The 18,753-nt window shown below is 67.2% G+C and carries 13 protein-coding genes; 10 read left to right on the top strand and 3 right to left on the bottom strand.

The features are described 5' to 3' along the window. Nucleotides 1-82 precede the first annotated feature (82 nt). From HTS88_RS06375 to HTS88_RS06365, 3 genes are all read left to right on the top strand, one after another. Nucleotides 83-2,161 carry an acyltransferase family protein gene (locus tag HTS88_RS06375; RefSeq protein ID WP_425515553.1) on the top strand — a complete coding sequence of 693 codons (2,079 nt, stop codon included), beginning with the start codon at nt 83-85 and terminating at the stop codon, nt 2,159-2,161. Between the two features lie 229 nt (nt 2,162-2,390). Continuing rightward, entirely contained in the window at nt 2,391-3,902 is a 1,512-nt protein-coding gene (gene guaB / locus HTS88_RS06370; RefSeq protein ID WP_066277678.1) for an IMP dehydrogenase, read from the top strand. 17 nt (nt 3,903-3,919) lie between these two features. Further along, on the top strand, nt 3,920-5,767 hold the full coding sequence (locus HTS88_RS06365; protein ID WP_251421006.1) for an ABC transporter ATP-binding protein: 1,848 nt from the start codon (nt 3,920-3,922) through the stop codon (nt 5,765-5,767). On the opposite strand, the gene HTS88_RS06360 is transcribed toward HTS88_RS06365, so the two are convergent. After that, a complete protein-coding gene (locus HTS88_RS06360; RefSeq protein WP_174176548.1) occupies nt 5,764-6,369 on the bottom strand; it encodes a hypothetical protein in 606 nt (201 codons plus the stop codon). The two genes, HTS88_RS06365 and HTS88_RS06360, sit on opposite strands and share 4 nt — an antisense overlap. A gap of 110 nt (nt 6,370-6,479) precedes the next feature. Between HTS88_RS06360 and HTS88_RS06355 the strand changes: the two genes are divergently transcribed. The 7 genes from HTS88_RS06355 (at nt 6,480) to HTS88_RS06325 (ending at nt 17,497) form a co-directional block, all read left to right on the top strand. After that, the gene (locus HTS88_RS06355; RefSeq protein ID WP_066277663.1) at nt 6,480-7,616 is read left to right on the top strand and encodes a GuaB3 family IMP dehydrogenase-related protein; all 1,137 of its coding nucleotides are present in this window, start codon (nt 6,480-6,482) and stop codon (nt 7,614-7,616) included. A gap of 118 nt (nt 7,617-7,734) precedes the next feature. After that, nucleotides 7,735-9,474: a glycerol-3-phosphate dehydrogenase/oxidase gene (locus HTS88_RS06350; protein WP_174176547.1), complete on the top strand. Its 1,740-nt coding sequence runs from the start codon at nt 7,735-7,737 to the stop codon at nt 9,472-9,474. 40 nt (nt 9,475-9,514) lie between these two features. Beyond that, on the top strand, nt 9,515-10,003 hold the full coding sequence (locus HTS88_RS06345; RefSeq protein WP_066277659.1) for a PTS sugar transporter subunit IIA: 489 nt from the start codon (nt 9,515-9,517) through the stop codon (nt 10,001-10,003). Between the two features lie 92 nt (nt 10,004-10,095). Further along, nucleotides 10,096-10,932 (top strand): SURF1 family protein, encoded by an 837-nt coding sequence (locus HTS88_RS06340; RefSeq protein WP_174176546.1) that lies wholly within the window; start codon nt 10,096-10,098, stop codon nt 10,930-10,932. Nucleotides 10,933-10,970: 38 nt separating this feature from the next. Continuing rightward, nucleotides 10,971-11,471 carry a DUF3817 domain-containing protein gene (locus HTS88_RS06335; RefSeq protein ID WP_174176589.1) on the top strand — a complete coding sequence of 167 codons (501 nt, stop codon included), beginning with the start codon at nt 10,971-10,973 and terminating at the stop codon, nt 11,469-11,471. A gap of 98 nt (nt 11,472-11,569) precedes the next feature. Next, nucleotides 11,570-13,159, top strand: a complete 1,590-nt coding sequence (gene guaA / locus HTS88_RS06330) for a glutamine-hydrolyzing GMP synthase (protein WP_174176545.1) — start codon at nt 11,570-11,572, stop codon at nt 13,157-13,159. Between the two features lie 129 nt (nt 13,160-13,288). Then, a complete protein-coding gene (locus tag HTS88_RS06325; protein ID WP_174176544.1) occupies nt 13,289-17,497 on the top strand; it encodes a DUF4011 domain-containing protein in 4,209 nt (1,402 codons plus the stop codon). Between the two features lie 3 nt (nt 17,498-17,500). Here HTS88_RS06325 and cpaB read toward each other — a convergent pair whose 3' ends face one another. Next, a complete protein-coding gene (gene cpaB, locus HTS88_RS06320) occupies nt 17,501-18,265 on the bottom strand; it encodes a Flp pilus assembly protein CpaB (protein ID WP_174176543.1) in 765 nt (254 codons plus the stop codon). A gap of 103 nt (nt 18,266-18,368) precedes the next feature. Further along, nucleotides 18,369-18,641 (bottom strand): FmdB family zinc ribbon protein, encoded by a 273-nt coding sequence (locus HTS88_RS06315; protein WP_174176542.1) that lies wholly within the window; start codon nt 18,639-18,641, stop codon nt 18,369-18,371. Nucleotides 18,642-18,753 lie beyond the last annotated feature (112 nt).

Here is an 18,753-nt window from a genome sequence, read left to right as displayed (position 1 = left end):
GCCGTGATGCCTGTTACCTTTCCCGGAAAATCCGCCATGCCTCGGTAGAATTGATGTTTTGTCCGCCGCAGGAAGGTCTTTTGTGTCGATAGCGAGAACCGCGGCTGCTTCCCGCCCGGTGCCCGAAGCAGCCGCCAAAAGCCGGAAGCCAACCTTCCGGCCGGAGGTCCAGGGGCTCCGTGCGCTCGCCGTGCTGATGGTGGTGGCCTACCACGTCTGGCTGGGCCGGGTGTCCGGGGGAGTGGACATCTTCCTGCTCATCTCCGCGTTCCTTCTGACCCTGTCCTTCGTCCGGAAAGCCGAGGCAGGGCGGCCGTTCGGGCTGCTTGGGCACTGGCTGCACCTGTTCAAGCGGCTGCTGCCCGCCGCCGTCGTGGTCATCCTGGGAGTCCTCGCCGGAACGTGGCTGATCCTGCCCCAGAGCCGCTGGCCGCAGGTGCTGGACCAGGCGTGGGCGTCCCTGCTCTACAGCCAGAACTGGCTGCTCGCGGACACCGCCGTTGACTACTATGCCCAGGACCACGCCGGGGCCAGCCCGCTCCAGCACTTCTGGTCGCTGTCCATCCAGGGACAGGTGTTCATCCTCTGGCCCCTCATCTTCGCCGGCACCGCCGGACTGCTGGTGCTGCTGCACCGGATCCGCGCGCTCACCCGGGTCACCTACCGCGGGCTGCTGGCCCTGGTCTTCGGCACAGTCTTCGCCGTGTCCCTCGCCTACTCCGTGGAGCAGACCGCCGGCAACCAGGCGTACGCCTACTTCGACACCCGGACCCGGCTCTGGGAGTTCGCGCTGGGCTCGCTCCTGGCGCTGGCCCTGCCCTACCTCAAACCGGCCCGGGCGCTCCGGGTGGTCCTGGGCTGGGCAGGCCTGGCGGCCATGGTCTCCTGCGGCCTGCTGCTCACGGTGGACCGCTCGTTCCCCGGCTTCGTGGCGCTCTGGCCCACCCTGGCGGCCGCCGCCATCATCGTCGCGGGACAATCCGGCAGCCGTTTCGGCGTGGACAGGGTCCTCAGCAGCAAGCCTTTGGTGGCGCTGGGAGACAATTCCTATGCCCTGTACCTCTGGCACTGGCCGGTCCTGGTGCTGGCGCTTGCCGCCACCGGCGTGGAGGCACCCAACCTGGCCCAGGGCCTGGGCATCGTGGGTGCCTCCATCGTGCTCGCCGTCCTCACCACGCGCTTCGTTGAAAAGCCGCTGCGCGAGTGGCACTGGCCGCAGCGCCGGGCCTGGCGCACCGCCGTCGTTATTGCTGCCTGTGGCGCGATGTTGGCCGGACCCGTCGCCATTTGGCAGACCACGCTCACCGCAGAGGAAAGCGCGACGGCGGCCCAGCCGCGGGAGCTCACGCCAGGGGCCGCCGCGCTCAACCCGGAGAACGCCGCCGTGCCCGCCCCGGAGGCCAGGTTCATCCCCGGCCCTTCCGCGCTGGACAACGACTGGGCCGGAATCCACGCGCCCTGCACCGGTGCCAACGCCACCAGCAATCCCATCCTCGAAGGGTGCCGGCAGGAGGTTCCTGATGGCGAGGTAACCAAGCGCATCGTGGTCCTGGGCGACTCGCACTCCCAGCAGTACCTGGGGGCGCTGGCGCCGATTGCCGCCGCGCGGGGCTGGGAACTGGTGACGCTGCTGATGCCTGCGTGCCGCTTCGGGGCGGAGTCCGCAGAACGGAATACGGAGTGCAACGCCTACAACCAGGCGAGCGCCGCCTACGTCCTGGAACACCAGCCGGACGCAGTGTTCACGGTGGCGTCGCTGACGCATGAGGAGGCCCCGTTCGAGACCGAAGTGCCGGGTTACCTGGAAGGGGTTCGGCCGTTCGCGGAGGCCGGGATCGAGGTCATCGGCATCCGGGACAACCCGCGCTTTACGTTCAACATGCCGGAATGCATCCAGCGCAACGGCCCGGACGCGCCGGAGTGCAGTGTGTCCCTGGCGGAGTCCCTGGTCGAACCGTCCCCGCTGGAAAGCTACCGGGGCAAACTGGACGGACTGCACCTCATGGATCTCAGCGACTTCATCTGCGCGCGGGGCATCTGTCCCGGGGTGGTGGGGAACGTCTACGTCTACAAGGACGACAACCACCTCACGCGGACCTATGTGGAAAGCATGATCCCCATGTTCGAGCAGCGGCTTCTGGCCGCCACGGGCTGGAACTGAACGCAGTCACGAGCAGCAGCGGGTGGGGAGTGCAGTTGCTCACATTGCACGCGTGGAATAGGGGGATCGGCGCTGAGGTTCTAATATTTACTCAATACTTTCCGGCCTCCGGGGCCCCGCCTGCCGCGGCGGTCCTGGAACATTTCCTGCACAGGCCAGTCCCGTAATGACGGGCTGGTCATCGGCTGCAACCCCTACCCGTCCAGCAACCAAGGTAAGAGGCGCACTCATGACCGAGCCCGAACACAACCCCTTTGGCTTTATTGGCCTGACCTACGACGACGTCCTGCTCCTGCCCGGGCACACCGAGGTCATCCCGTCCGAGGCTGACACGTCGTCGCGGATTTCCAAGCGGATTTCGGTTCACACGCCGCTGCTGTCCGCCGCCATGGACACCGTCACGGAGTCCCGGATGGCCATCGCCATGGCACGCCAGGGCGGCCTGGGAGTCATCCACCGCAACCTGTCCATCCAGGACCAGGCGGACCAGGTGGACCGGGTAAAGCGCAGCGAGTCAGGGATGATCACCAACCCGCTGACCATCGGCCCGCAGGCCACGCTTGCTGAGCTGGATGAGATCTGCTCGCAGTACCGCGTCTCCGGCCTGCCCGTGGTGGACGAGGACATGCGCCTGCTCGGCATCGTCACCAACCGTGACACCCGCTTCGTCCCCGAGTCCGACTTCCCGCTGCGGCTGGTCAGCGACGTGATGACCAAGATGCCCCTGGTCACCGGACACGTGGGGATCAGCCGCGAGGAAGCCTCGCACAAGCTGGCCACCAACAAGATCGAGAAGCTTCCCCTGGTGGATGAGCAGGGCCGGCTCAAGGGCCTGATCACCACCAAGGACTTCACCAAGGCCGAGCAGTACCCGCTGGCCACCAAGGACGACGAAGGCCGCCTCCGCGTGGGCGCCGCCATCGGCTTCTTCGGGGACGGCTGGGAGCGCGCCATGGCACTGGTGGACGCCGGCGTCGATGCCCTCTTCGTGGACACCGCCAACGGCCACTCCCAGGGTGTGCTGGACATGATCCGCCGCCTCAAATCCGATCCCGTGGCGGCACACGTGGACGTCATCGGCGGCCAGGCCGCCACCCGTGAAGGCGCCCAGGCCCTGATCGACGCCGGCGCCGACGGCATCAAGGTGGGCGTGGGACCCGGATCCATCTGCACCACCCGCGTGGTGGCCGGTGTGGGCGTCCCGCAGATCACCGCCATCTACGAATCCGCCAAGGCTGCCATTCCTGCCGGCGTGCCGCTGATCGCCGACGGCGGGCTGCAGTACTCAGGCGACATCGGCAAGGCCCTCGTGGCCGGTGCCGACACCGTGATGCTCGGCTCCCTGCTGGCCGGCTGCGACGAATCGCCGGGCGAACTGATCTTCGTCAACGGCAAGCAGTTCAAGTCCTACCGCGGCATGGGCTCCCTCGGCGCCATGCAGTCCCGCGGCAAGAACACGTCCTACTCGAAGGACCGCTACTTCCAGGCCGACGTCTCCGGCGATGACAAGCTCATCCCCGAGGGCATCGAGGGCCGTGTGGCCTACCGCGGTCCGCTGTCGTCGGTGGCCTACCAGCTGGTGGGCGGCCTGCGCCAGACCATGTTCTACACCGGCGCGCCCACCGTGGCCGAGCTGAAGGCCCGGGGCAAGTTCGTCCGGATCACCCCGGCCGGCCTGAAGGAATCGCACCCGCACGATATCCAGATGACCGTCGAAGCGCCGAACTACGGTTCCCGCTGACAACGCCTCCTGAACGGGTGAACACCCCTGCGAAGGGCCAGCCGCCACGGCGGCTGGCCCTTCGTCCGTATGCCCGGGCGGTAGCCCAGGTGCTGCGGGTCAGTTTCCGGGCTTCGCCGGGCGCCGTGGTCATGAAGGTGCTCGGGTCGCTGATCTCAGCCGTGCTTCCGCTGGTCACCACCTACTTCGCCGCCCTGACCACCACGGCGCTGGCCGCCGCCTATGCCGGTGACGCCGAGGCCGGCCGGCGGGCGATCGCCTACGTCATCATCACCGCCGCCCTGGGGCTTTTCTGGGGCGCGTTCAGCAGCGTTGACCGCTACATCCAGCAGCTGATGAGCTTCAAGGTGGGGGCCATCGTGGGGGACCAGATGTACGAGCGGTTCCTGGCACTGGAATTCTGGCGGTACGACGACAAAGAAACCGTTGACCTCTACGACCGCGCAAAGCGGTTCTCCGACTCCTACGCCCGGGTGCTTGACCGGATCGCCGCCATCTTCACCCAGCTCGTCTCGGTAATTCTCGCCGTCGGCGCCTTGCTGCTGGTGAGCTGGTGGATCGCCGTGATCGTCCTTGTCGCCATCGTCCCCAGCGTCTACCTGCAGTTCAAACTTTCGCGGGAGCAGATCGCCCACTGGAACACCCAGGTGGACTCACGCCGCCAGCGCCGCATGATCGAGACCAACCTCCTTCGGCCGCAGCACATCGCCGAGATGCGGCTTTACGGGATTGTGGGCTACCTGATGGATTTCAGGTCCCGGCTGCGGGACGCGGACGAGCGCCGGCGGCTGGACTTTCAGAAGCGGTACATCCCCAAGCAGCTCGCCGCCGATGCGCTCCAGTACGGCGCTGAAGTGGTGTCCCTGGTCTGGGTGGTGGGGCAGATCATCGCCCGCGCGCAGCCCGTGGGCCAGTTCCTCTACGTGCAGCAGATTGTCAGCAGGGCGCTGTCCACGGCGAACAACCTGGTGTCCTCCCTCAGTTCCATCGACGAGGACCTGGCCAACCTCAAGGACTACGAGCTGTTCATGGCCATGCCCGTGCATTCGGAGCACGCCCCGCCGCTGCTGCAGGCACCGAAGACCGTTGAGCTGAAGGACATCCGCTTCACCTACACGGGCAGCGACATCGAGGTGATCCGCGGGATCAGCCTGACCATCCGCGAGGGCCAGCACATCGCCATCGTGGGGGAGAACGGCGCCGGCAAGTCCACGCTGATCAGGATCCTGGCGGGGCTGTACCGGCCGGACTCGGGACAGGTACTGCTCGACGGCGTCGACCTTGCCGCCGTCGACGTCACCTCCTGGCACCGGCACCTCGCGGTGCTGAGCCAGGAATTCCTCAAGTACGAGTTCGCCACGGCCGCGGAGAACATCTACTTCGGGGACGTCGACGCGCCCCGCGACGACGCCCGCATCCGCAAGGCTGCCGCGGACGCGGAGGCGCTGGACTTTATCAACAAACTCCCCAACGGCCTGGATAACCATGTCAGCAACTGGATGGAGGACCCGCGCGGGCGGAAGGGCAGCGGGCTCTCGGGCGGGCAGTGGCAGCGTCTGGCCATGGCCCGGAACTTCTACCGGGACGCCTCGTTCATGGTGATGGACGAGCCAACCTCGGCTATCGACGCCCTGGCCGAGCACCGGATCTTCACCCGCCTCTTCGCTGACCGCAGCAGCACCATCATCGCCATCAGCCACCGGCTCGCCACCATCGAGAAGGCGGACACCGTGTTCATGCTGGAGGACGGCAGGATCGTGGAGCAGGGGACGCACAAGGAACTCGTCGCGCTTCGCGGGCGCTACTTCAGGATGTTCGAATCCCAGCTCACGGGAGCAAGCCCGGAGGCAGGAGGAGGAGCCTAGGACTCCGCTACCGTCGTACGCACCCGCGCAATGCCCGGCCGCGGCGGGACGCTGCTGAACCCGAACGACACAGCGGGGCGGACCGCCGCCAGGGCTCCGGCATCAACCCCGTTCCAGCTCACGACGGCGGAGGTGATGGTGTGCAGGTCGCTCACCCCGTAATACTCCCTCCGGCCGCTGCCTGCGGTGCCGGAGGTCCGGGAGCCGCTGCTCAGGATCCCGGCGACCGGACTGATGGCCCGCAGCCAGCCGGGGTGGACAGCAAGGCGTCGGGGGACTGCCCGCAGCATCCTGCCCAGGAGGGCCCGCCCGCCGAGCCGGGCGCTGATGGCCAGGGGACCGGCGTCGACCTCCAGCGTTCCGTGGCCCAGCCGCGCCGACAGGTCCACCTCCGTGACGTCGTCGAACGTGTAGGTGGCGGCGATGAACTCCGCCACCTCACGGCTGGGGGCCAGGAGCTGCCGGTGGCCGGAGGGCTGCTGGACCATCACGTCCGCAAAGGGCCCGAAGGGCGACTCCTGCCAGATGCCCACCACGGCGCGAAGGCCGGAAGCCGTGCCTATGCCGGCAATGTGGCCGTCGAATACCCACCGTGAACCCATAGGGCAACTGTAGCCACCCGGGCTCCGGTTGGTGCGTGCGGTCCGTAGCCTGCGTTCCCGGCCCGTCCGCACAGACAAGGACATCACGGCCGCTGGGATAACCTAGAGCAGTGACTTACGAGATCGAGATCGGCCGTGGCAAGCGTGGGCGTCGTGCCTACTCCCTGGATGACATTGCAATCGTCCCTAACCGTCGCACCCGCGACCCCAAGGACGTCTCCGTCTCCTGGCAGATTGACGCCTACAAGTTCGACATGCCCGTCATTGCGGCGCCCATGGACTCTGCCATGTCCCCGCAGACTGCCATTGCCCTGGGCCGGCTCGGCGGCCTCGGCGTGCTGGACCTCGAGGGCCTGTGGACCCGGTACGAGGACCCGCAGCCCATCCTGGACGAGATCGGCGCGCTGGAGGATGAAACCAACAGCCCGGCCGTGACAGGCCGCATGCAGGAGCTGTACAAGGCGCCCATCCAGCCTGAACTGATTACGTCCCGCCTGGCGGAGATCCGCGAGGCAGGCGTGACGGTGGCGGGATCCCTGACGCCGCAGCGCACCCAGGAGCACTACAAGACCGTGGTGGCGGCCGGCGTCGACATCTTCGTCATCCGCGGCACCACCGTGTCCGCCGAGCATGTCTCCAAGGACCACGAGCCCCTGAACCTCAAGCAGTTCATCTACGAGCTGGATGTTCCCGTGATCGTGGGCGGCGCGGCCGGCTACACGCCCGCGCTGCACCTCATGCGCACCGGTGCAGCCGGCGTGCTGGTGGGCTTCGGCGGCGGCGCCACCACCACCACCCGCCGGGCCCTGGGCATCCATTCGCCCATGGCATCCGCCATCTCCGACGTCGCTGCCGCCCGCCGCGACTACATGGACGAGTCCGGCGGCCGGTACGTCCATGTCATTGCCGACGGCGGCATGGGCACCTCGGGCGACATCGTCAAGGCCATTGCCATGGGAGCCGACGCCGTGATGCTGGGCAGCGCCCTGGCGCGGGCCGAAGAGGCACCGGGCAAGGGATGGCACTGGGGCCAGGAAGCCCATCACCTCGAACTTCCCCGCGGCGACCGCGCCAACGTGGGCACCGTGGGGCCGCTGGAGGAAGTGCTGTTCGGACCGGGCCACCACACCAACGGAACCTCCAACCTCATCGGCGCGCTGCGCCGCTCCATGGCGACCACCGGATACTCGGACCTGAAGGAATTCCAGCGGGTCGACGTCGTGGTTTCCCCGTACTCCGGAAACTGACGCTCCCCCTGGGAACCGGAGGGCAGCGGCAGCATCCTGCCACTGCCCTCCTGCCCAAGCGTGCCGCAAGCAAGTAGGGTGGTTTTACTACCGGCACTTGAGGCACTGGAGGCGTTCAATGAAGAAATTTCCTGTTAACGGCGGGGCCCTTGGCCCGGAAGCCAGGGAAGCATCCATCCAACGGCTGCGCGCCACGGCGGACCCCGGCCAGGAACTGGACATCCTCATCGTCGGCGGCGGCATCGTTGGCACCGGGGCAGCCCTGGACGCCGTCACGCGCGGCCTCAGCGTCGGCATCGTTGAAGCGAACGACTGGGCTGCCGGTACGTCCTCCCGGTCCTCGAAGCTCATCCACGGCGGCCTCCGGTACCTGGAGATGCTCGATTTCGGCCTCGTGAAGGAAGCGCTGCAGGAGCGGGGGCTGCTGCTCTCGGAACTGGCGCCGCACCTGGCCCGGCCGGTCCCGTTCCTGTATCCGCTGACCAAGCCCTTCATCGAGCGGCCCTATGTGGGTGCCGGCATCGCGCTGTATGACGCCATGTCCGTCTCCAGCGGGCACAGCAGGGGAGTCCCGTTCCACAAGCACCTCAGCCGCCGGGGCACCCTGCGCGCTGCCCCCAGCCTCAAGAATGACGCGTTCGTGGGCTCCATCCGGTACTACGACGGCCAGGTGGATGACGCGAAGTACTGCGCCAACCTGGTGCGGACCGCCGCCTACTACGGTGCCCACGCCGTCAACCAGATGAAGGTGGTGGACTTCCTCCGCGAAGGTGAGCGGGTGGTGGGGGCCAAGGTGGTCAACCACGAGGACGGGACGCAGTTCAACATCCGCGCCAAGCAGGTGATCAACGCCACCGGGGTGTGGACGGACGAAACCCAGGCCATGGTGACCGATCGCGGCCAGCTGAAGGTCCGTGCCTCCAAGGGCATCCACCTGGTGGTACCGCGCGACCGGTTCCAGTCCACCGTCGGCCTGATCCTGCGCACCGAAAAGTCCGTGCTGTTCGTCATCCCGTGGGGTCGCCACTGGATCATCGGCACCACGGACACCGACTGGAACCTGGACAAGGCCCACCCGGCCGCCTCCAGCAAGGACATCGACTACATCCTGGAACACGTCAACAAGGTCCTCAAGCGTCCGCTGACCCGCGAGGACGTAGAGGGCGTGTACGCCGGCCTCCGTCCGCTGCTCGCCGGGGAAAACGACTCCACCGCCAAGCTGTCCCGTGAACATGTGGTGGCCCATCCCGTTCCCGGCCTGGTGGTGGTGGCTGGCGGGAAGTGGACCACCTACCGGGTCATGGCCAAGGACGCCGTGGACGAGGCCACCCGCACCATGGACGAGCGGGTTCCGCCCAGCTGCACGGAAACCATTCCGCTGCTGGGCGCCAGCGGATTCAGGGCAGCCTGGAACCGCCGGAACCGGACTGCCGAGGAATCCGGCGTGCATGTTGCCCGGATTGAGCACCTGCTGAACCGCTACGGATCCATGACCTCAGAGGTGCTGTCCATCATCGAGGAGAATCCGGCCCTCGCGGAGCCCCTTCCGGGTGCCGACGACTACCTCCAGGCCGAGGCCGTCTATGCAGCTACCCATGAGGGCGCCCGCCACGTCCATGATGTGCTGACCCGAAGGACACGGATTTCCATCGAAGCCTGGGACCGCGGAGTGTCCGCCGTGCCTGTTGTCGCTAAACTAATGGGTGACGTCCTTGGCTGGAGTGACGCCCAGCGTGAAAACGAAGTGCGGCACTACATTGCGCGGGTGGAGGCTGAACGCCTCAGCCAGCAACAGCCGGACGACGAATCCGCAGACGCCGCCCGCCTGGGCGTGGAAGACATCGTGCCCCTGCGCTGAGGGATTCACGCACCAGCAACGCTGACTGAAGGGATACGCCTTGGCGGAACCACTTGACCGGTACGACGCCGAGCTCACCACGCCCGACATGGTGATTTTGGAGTTGGAGGCTAAGGACAAGGCCGACGCTGCCACGCAGCTTGCCAAGCGGCTGCACGCCGCCGGGCGCATCTCGGACCTGGACGGGTTCCTCAAGCATGTGAACGCCCGGGAACACCAGCTGGCCACGGGACTGCCGGGCGGCATCGGCCTGCCGCACGCCCGCAGCGAGTTCGTCTCCCGCACCTCCATCGCGGTCGGAATCACCAAATACGGGCACGCCCTCGATTTCGGTGCAGCCGACGGTCCCGCCACGGTGATCCTGCTGATTGCCACCCCGGCGAGTTCCTTCTCCGACCACCTCGAGGTCCTGGCCACGCTGGCCCGGTCCCTGTCCAAGGAATCGTTCCGGGAGTCGCTGCGCCGGGCCTACGATCCCGACATGATCGCCGAACTCATCAACTCCAGCCTGGTGTTCTTCGATCACTGACCGGACCGCGGGACCCGTCCGGCGAACAGGCAGGATCCCGGGCCTGGCCTCGCGTTTAGTTGTTCTACAGCGCTACGAAGTACGGTTAAGACGTGTGGAAAACAGCCCTTAAGCCCCGATGGATCGCCGGTTTTGTCTTCGCGATCGCTGTTTCCGGGGTCTTCGTGCTGCTGAGCCAATGGCAGTTCGGGCGCTCCACCCAGCCTGAGGTGCCCACGAACCCGGCCACCGAGCAGGTCCGGCCGCTGACCGACACCCTCCAGCCGGGCGAGTTCTTCCACGGAACCGACGCGGACCAGATGGTCTCGGCGGAGGGATCCTACGACCCCGCCAAACAGTTGCTGGTCCCGGGGCGGCTGCATGACGGCAAGACAGGCTACTGGGTGGTGTCCGCGTTCGCCGTCGACGGGGCACCCGCCCTGACCGGCGCCGCAGCCTCACCGCAGACCTGGATCCCGGTGGCCCGCGGCTGGGTGGCGGAGCCCGGCGATGCCCCCGCGCCGCCGTCGGGCACCCTTGAACTGACCGGGCGGCTGCTGCCGTCCGAGGCGCCCGTCCCGGGGACGGCGCCCAAACCAGGCGAGGCGACGGCTGTGTCCGTGGCAGAGCTGATCAACTACTGGGAGGTCAGCAGCTATCCCGGATTTGTGGCCGCCACCGCCGAAGTAGCCAACGGCGTGGACGTCAGCGCCGCCGCGGTCCAGGGCGAACTTCTTCCCTTGGATATCGGTCCGCAGCCGCCCGCCCAGCAGATCAACTGGCTCAACCTCTTCTACTCGCTCGAGTGGGTGGTTTTCGCCGGCTTCGCCCTGTTCATCTGGTGGCGGCTCGTGAAGGACGACTACCACCGCGACCTTGAGGAAAGCCTCGAGGACGGCGATGAAGACAACCAGCATCCAGAACACAACCAGCAAAAGGTACAGCCATGATTGACCCGAAACCGGCCAACCCGGCCTCTGCCCGAGGCATGGATTCAGGCGCAAACGCAGGCGCAAACGCAGGCACTCGCGCGGGCGGCAAGAAGCGCCGTTTTGGCGGAACCGAAGCCCAGATCCGCTCGGCCCTGAAGTTCTACAAGGTGCTGGCGTACCTCACGGGCGGCATGCTGCTGCTGCTGTGCGCCGAACTGGTTGCCCGCTACGGCTTCGGGCAGTACCTCTTCGCAGGGGGAACCAATGCCGTCACGGGCCAGCCCTTCGGGTTCGGCTTCGCAGATGCCGAGCCTCCGGGAGTGCTGGACGGCGTCAACCTGTCCGTGACTGTCCTCATTGTTCACGGCTGGATGTACGTGGTGTATCTGATGTCCAACTTCCGGCTCTGGGCACTGATGCGCTGGCCGTTCCTCAAGCTGATCCTGCTGGCCCTCGGCGGTGTGGTCCCGTTCCTCTCCTTCATCGTCGAAAAGAAGTTCCACGCCGAGGTGGAGGCCGAGCTCGCGGCGAACCCCCAGGCGCCCCAGCGCTACTGACGGACAGCCGGGCGGCAATGCGGGCGCTGACAGTTCGCTCCGTCACAGCCCGGCTTCTCAAGATGCGCCGGTGCAACGGCGCCCAGTAGGCTAGTACGGTGACTACTCCCACTGCATCCCAGACTTCCCAGAAGCCGGTGCTGGTTGTTGACTACGGTGCCCAGTACGCGCAGCTTATTGCTCGCCGCGTCCGGGAAGCGAATGTGTATTCGGAAGTGGTTCCGCATACCTACACAACCGAGCAGCTCCTGGCCAAGAACCCCGCCGCCATCATCCTTTCGGGCGGCCCCTCGAGTGTGTACGCCGACGGCGCCCCCCGCGTCGGTGCCGACCTCTTCGAAGCCGGCGTCCCCGTCTTCGGCATCTGCTACGGCTTCCAGGCAATGGCCAACGCCCTGGGCGGCAAGGTGGACAAGACCGGCCTGCGGGAGTACGGCTCCACGGAAACCACCATCATTGGCGAGGGCCGTTCGGTGCTGGAGGGCATGCCCCAGCACCAGAACACCTGGATGAGCCACGGCGACTCCGTCCACGAGGCGCCGGAGGGCTTCGAGGTCCTTGCGACGACGGCGGGCGCTGAAGTGGCTGCCTTCGCCAACGAGGAAAAAGGCCTGTTCGGGGTGCAGTGGCACCCCGAAGTGAAGCACTCCGCCTACGGCCAGCAGGTCCTGGAGAACTTCCTCTTCAAGGGCGCCAAGCTGGAACCCAACTGGACCACGGGCAACATCCTTGATGAGCAGGTGGAGCGGATCCGTAAGCAGGTCGGCGACGCCCGGGTCATTTGCGGCCTTTCCGGGGGCGTAGACTCGGCCGTTGCTGCCGCGCTTGTGCAGCGCGCCGTCGGGGACCAGCTCACCTGTGTGTTCGTGGATCACGGCCTGCTGCGTGAGGGCGAAGCCGAACAGGTGGAGCGCGACTTCGTGGCAGCCACCGGCGTGAAGCTGTATGTCGCCAACGAACAGGAACGCTTCCTGTCCGCCTTGGCCGGGGTGAGCGATCCCGAAACCAAGCGCAAGATCATCGGCCGCGAATTCATCCGCGCCTTCGAAGAAGCCGAACTGGCCATCATCGCCGAGGCTGCAGCCCACGGCGAGAAGATCAAGTTCCTGGTCCAGGGCACCCTCTACCCGGACGTCGTCGAATCCGGCGGCGGCGAAGGTGCAGCAAACATCAAGAGCCACCACAACGTGGGCGGCCTCCCCGAGGACCTGCAGTTCGAGCTCGTCGAACCGCTGCGTGCACTCTTCAAGGATGAGGTCCGCGCCGTCGGAGCCCAGCTCGGACTGCCGCAGGAGATCGTTGGCCGCCAGCCCTTCCCCGGTCCCGGCCTCGGCATCCGCATCGTCGGCGAGGTCACCAAGGAACGGCTGGACCTGCTGCGCAAGGCCGACGCAATCGCCCGCGCCGAGCTCACCGCAGCCGGCCTGGACAACGAAGTCTGGCAGATGCCCGTCGTCCTGCTGGCGGATGTCCGCAGCGTGGGCGTCATGGGCGACGGCCGGACCTACGGCCACCCGATCGTGCTCCGTCCGGTCTCCTCCGAGGACGCCATGACGGCGGACTGGTCACGGCTCCCGTACGAACTGCTGGCCCGGATCTCCAACCGCATCACCAATGAGGTGGAGGGCGTGAACCGGGTTGTGCTGGACGTCACCAGCAAGCCGCCGGGAACCATCGAGTGGGAATAGCATCCTGAGTGGCCGGCTCCGTCAAGGGAGCCGGCCACTGGTGTTCCCGGGGCAAAAACCTCCGCAAATTCGGCCCATCACGTGTTGCGGTCTCTCAGTCCCGCCGTCTTAGCGGCTACGCTCGAACCTATGCCGGTATGGTCCAGGACGTCACGTGCAAACGCAGAAAAGAAGGCAGAAGTGTCAGTTGGTCAAGGCCACCCGGAGGGCTCCGAGGAGCTCCGCAAATGGCTGTCCGGGCTCAAACCCGTTACCGGGGCAGACACGATGCTGCGCTTCACCAAAACGCCTGAAGGCTCCATCGACCTGACGCACGCCCACCCGTCCGGCCTGGCCCAGCTGATGGCCGGCCGCAAGACGCGCCTCTCCACCCTGATCCGGGACCGGCAGCAGTACGTGGTGGCAGCCCGGGCCTCCCGGAACATCCGCTCGAAGATCTTCGAGCTGGCCAACGACCGCGGCATCGACGCCGGCTACCTCTCTGCAGGCACCGTTGTGTGGACGTCCGCCGTGGGCGGCAAACCGCAGCGCATCTCGGCGCCCGTGATGCTCACCGCCATCTCGCTGACCGTCCGGCCCGGGGAGGACGACTACGAACTCCAGCTGACAGAGCAGGCGCACATCAACCCCGCGCTGGTACGGCACCTGAAAAACATTCACGGCATCGTCTTCGACGTCAACGCCGTCACCCGGCTGGCCTACAGCACCGCCCGCTTCGATCCGCAGCCCGTCCTGGACCGGCTGGGCACCCTGATCAGGCCCATCCATGGCGCCGAGGCGCAGCACAACCTGCTGGTATCGACCTTCGCCGACCTCTCCGGCAACCTGGACGACCCCTGGATCAACGACTCCAACCCGATCATCTCCGCCCTGGCCACTGCGGGCGGCGGCGAGATGGTGGACGTGGAACAGCCGGACCCCTCCCGTTTCCCTGCCCTGGACAGCAGGCACCCCAAGGACGAGCTGCTCCTGCTGGACGCGGACACCGACCAGCAGTACGTCATTGATGCTGCCCGTGCCGGCGACTCGCTGGTTGTCAGCAGCCCGCCGGGTACCGGACAGACGCAGACTGCCATCAACACCATCGGTGCGCTGGTGGATGCCGGAAAGACTGTCCTGGTGGTTGGGGACCGCCGCGCCAGCCTCAATGAAGTATCTGGCCAGCTGGAGGGCCTGGGCCTGGAGTCCATCCTGTTCCAGCTGTCCGGAAATGTCACAGCCCAGCAGCTGAAGGCCCAGCTGGTCCGTGCGATTGTCCGCAACGAAAAGTCGCTGGAACCCCAGCTCGGAAACCTCCACACCACGTTGATCGAGCACCGCCACGCCCTGATGGACCATGTGGCCTCGCTCCACAACGTCCGCCAGCGGTGGGGATGCTCGCCGTACCAGGCCATGCAGTCGCTGGCTGAGCTGACGTCAATCCACCCCGCACCGGCCACCACGGTGCGGCTGAAGCGGAGCGTCCTGGACAACATCCGGGACCGCGAGGAGCTCGCAGGCAGGCTCAAGCGTGCGGCGGAGCTGGGCAGCTTCAGCAAGGCCTCTACCACCAGCCCTTGGCATGGCGCCCGGCTGCTGACGCGGAAAGAGACCGAGGAAGCCCAGGATCTGGTCCGCTCCGTGGAAAAGAGCCTGCCCGCCCTCCGCGACCGCATGGCGGCAGTTGCCGAACATGCCGAAATCCGGCTCGGCGCCTCCTTCGCCGAGTGGGGCGAGCAGCTTGAGCTCCTGGTGGCGGTACGCGGAAGCCTGGACAAGTTCACCCCGGACATCTTCGACCGTCCCGTCACCGACCTGATTTCCGCCACCGCGCCCTCATCCTGGCGCAAGGAACGCGGCATCGACATGACGTCCATGCAGCGCTCAAGGCTGCGCCGGGTAGCGAAGGAGTACGTCCGGCCCGGGGTCCACATCGCCGACCTTCACACGTCGCTGCTCCTGGTCCAGGAGCAGCGGGCGCTGTGGGCAGGGTATGCCACCACCCAGCGGCATCCCGCCGTTCCGTCGGGGCTCGCCGAAATGAATGCCATGTACAGGTCACTGGACGGCGACCTTGCCCGCCTGGGGGAGACCCTCCGGCACACGGCGGCCGGTGGCTCGCTGGCCACGGTCCCGTACGAGGAGCTGATGGAGCGCCTTGAGCGGCTGGTGGCGGACACCGACACCCTGAAGACGCTGCCGGAGCGCACGCTGCTGGTGGAGAACATGCGTGAGCACGGCCTGGGCGAGCTCCTGGCCGACCTCGCGGAGCGGGAAGTGCCGGCCGGCTCGGTTGCCGCCGAGCTTGAGCTCGCGTGGTGGCAGTCGGCGCTCGAGGCAATGATCAGCGGCGACGACTACCTGGCAATGTCCGACGGCGATGCCCTCCGCAGGCTGGAGGCCGAGTACCGCCTCGCTGACAACGCCCACATCGCCAGCGGTGCCGCGCGCCTTCGCTGGGACCTCGCAGAGCGCTGGCGCAGTGCCCTCGCCACCCATCCCCGCCAGGCGGATCTCCTTCGGAGCCTGCTCAAGGATGGCCGGGTATCCCTGCCGTCGCTCACGGCCCAGGCCCCGGAACTGATCGGCACGCTGGTCCCGGTCTGGTCCGTCAGCCCGTACCTGATGACAGGCCTGCTGCCGGCGGAGCAGCACTTCGACGCGGTGGTCATCCTGGACGCGGAAGCGACGTCCCTCCAGGCTGTGCTGCCGTCCGTTGCCCGGGCCAAACAGGTTATCGCGTTCGGTGACGCGCGGATCGCCAGCCCCCGGACTTTCACGGTGGGAGTGGAAAGGCTCGCACCCGGAGAGTCAGCGCACCACCGCGTGGAGAGTGCTTTCAGCGCACTGTCGCAGGTGCTTCCCGTGTGGCGGCTCAACTTTGTCTACCGTGCTGTGGACGAGGACCTTGTGCTGCAGCTCAGCAAGAATTTCTACGACGGCGGCCTGCGGCGGCTGCCGGAAGGCCAGTCCGCCACCGGGCTGGACCGTTCCCTCCTGGTTGAATACCTCCCGGACGGCACCGGGTTGCCGAGCGCCGATCACGAAGGCGTCGAGTCCGTGGTGGCGGAAGTCAACCGCGTTGTCCAGCTGGTCTTCGAGCACGCACGGCTCCGCCCGCGTACGTCCCTGGCCGTGGTCACGGCCAGCCTCCGCCATGCGGCCCGGATCGGGGAGTCCATCCGGCTGCAGTTGCCCAACTACCCCGGCCTGGCCGGGTTCTTCGGCGCCGGCCCCGAGTCCTTCCGGGTGGTTGACCTGGAACGGGCGCAGGGACTGGTGCGCGATCACGTCATCTTCTCGCCCGGTTTTGGCCGCACCCCGCACGGCCGCGCCCTGCACAACTTCGGCCCGCTTTCCGCCGAGGGCGGTCGGGAGAAGTTTGCGCTGGCCATGACGCGGGCACGCCGGTCCATGCACGTCCTTACCTGTTTCCGGCCCGAGGACCTGGACCACACCAGGCTGAGCCATGGCGCCGTGGACCTGTACTCCCTGCTGGACCGTGAAATTGCTGGAAACACTGATCTCGGAACTCCTGCCTCACGGGCTGCGGCCAGCGAGCAGGCGCTGGGGGCGGATCCCCTGGTTGCCGACCTCGGGGACCGCTTGCGCGCCCGCGGCGCGCGGGTGTGGCACCAGTATGACGGCGCCATCGACGTGGTTGCCGCCGCTGATCCCCTCAGCACCATGGGGCAGGAGCACGCGGACCTGCCGTGGCCCGTTGCGATTGAATCGGACGGCACGGAGCAGTACCGCACCATGAGCGTGCGGGAGCGGAGCCGGCTGCGCCCGCAGCTGCTGGAGCGCCTGGGATGGCGCTACATGCCGCTGTGGACCATCGAGGTGTTCACCGATCCCTCCGCCTGCGCCGACAGGATTGCCGGATACCTGGGACTCGAGAAGATGGCCCTTTCGGGCAGGGCCTCCGCCGCCGTTGCCTTCCTTGACGACGACGTGGATCAAGCGCTCAACGGGATCGACGCCGAAAGCCGGGGCGGGCGCGAACGGCTGGCCATGGCCGGCGCCGGCCAGGGCGATTCCGGGCCCGCCCGCGAGGGCAGCCCCGCTGCACCCAGTACCGATCCCGCACCGGCCGAAGACCAGGACAGCAAGGAGGCGGGCACCATGGCCCAGGACCACAAAGAAGACAACGCTCCGGACGCCGGGCAGCCCGCCGAAACTGAATCCGGGCAGGACCAGGACGGAACACCCGGCACCGGGCCCAACAGTTCTGCGCTGCCCGCGGGGCCGGTTGTGCCCAACAAGGCCTCCGAGGACGATCCGCGCGCCTGGGGCGACCGGGAAGACGACGACCATGACGCCTGGCTGAAGGAGCAGAAACCGCCGCACTGGGGCTGAGTTTCAAGGCCCCACCAGAACGAAGAACAGTTTGCCCTGGGTGGATGCGCCCGCCAGCCTGGCGGCCTGTTCCGCGGTGGCTGCCACGACGATCAGGCCGTCTGTCTCGGCAGTTCCCAGCCATTGTCCAGGCTGGCCGCCCTGGCCTGAGGTCCACAGTACGGGCACGCCGGAGGCCAGGATCCGGGGCGGGTCCTGCTGGTCGAACCCGTTGGCTGAGGTAAGGACAACGTTCACCAGCTGCCCAGGGGAGACAAGCTGGATGGACGACGGATCTGCCATGCGAAGGGGGACGGCAGCTGATCCCGGAGGAGTCCCGGCCAGGAGTCCCGGACCGACAAGCTGGGCATCCGTGAGCAGCTGCCCCTTGCGCAGGGGCGCTGCGAGCTGTTTGCCTGCCGCCTCACCGGGTTCCTTAAGGAAGCCGCCGGCCACCATGCCGGGCGGAACCTGCGCAGCGGCGAGGTCCGCCTCCGATAATGCGGCGCCGGCGGGGATATCCCTGGCGGCTGCCAGCGCCGTCACCGTGTAGACCGGAGCAGGGGTGAGCTGGTGTACCGTGATGGCGGCTGCGGCGCAGAGCAGCAGCGCGACAATGAGGCGCCTGTTGCGGCTCAGCCAGCCCGCGAAGCGCGCGGGAGGACGCCTGGCTGCGACGCGGCCGGAGCCGCGGACACTGCCGGGGCGGCGACGCAGCCGCGGTTTCCGGAAGAGTCCGGGATGTGGGGCGCTTATGGTGTCCCGGCTGGACTGACGGTATGCAGGCATGTGCCTACGCTAGGGGCGGCGCCAAGAATTACGGCAGTAACCTTCGCCGGTATGTGGACAACCTTGCCCAGCCGCCAGGCGGGCTACAGTCGAGGACCGTCCGTCAGCTGGCAGCAGCGGCGGGGGCCGAAGCGGCCGGCGCGGCTGCCGGCGCTGCTGCAGGAGCGCCGGGAGCAGCCGAAACCGTGCTGCCCTTGGCGTCCCTGGAGTCCGTGCGGTAGAAGCCCGAACCCTTGAAGACGACGCCCACGCTGTTGAACTTCTTGCGCAGGGCACCCTGGCACTCGGGGCAGGACGTCAGAGAGCTGTCCGAGAACGACTGGACGATGTCAAAGGCATGGCCGCAATCCTTGCAGGCGTACGCATACGTTGGCACTGGTGCTCCTCCTCTTGGGCAAACGAGAGGTCCCGGACTGCCGCAGGGTGATCCAGCTGGATATCCCTTTAGCAGTCACAGGGCCTGAGTGCCAATTCTAGCATTCCCCTGC

This window comes from Pseudarthrobacter oxydans (assembly GCF_013314975.1).
Taxonomy (GTDB): domain Bacteria; phylum Actinomycetota; class Actinomycetes; order Actinomycetales; family Micrococcaceae; genus Arthrobacter; species Arthrobacter oxydans.
The sequence above is the reverse complement of the archived record's forward strand: the minus strand, read 5'-3'. Positions and strand labels throughout refer to the sequence as shown.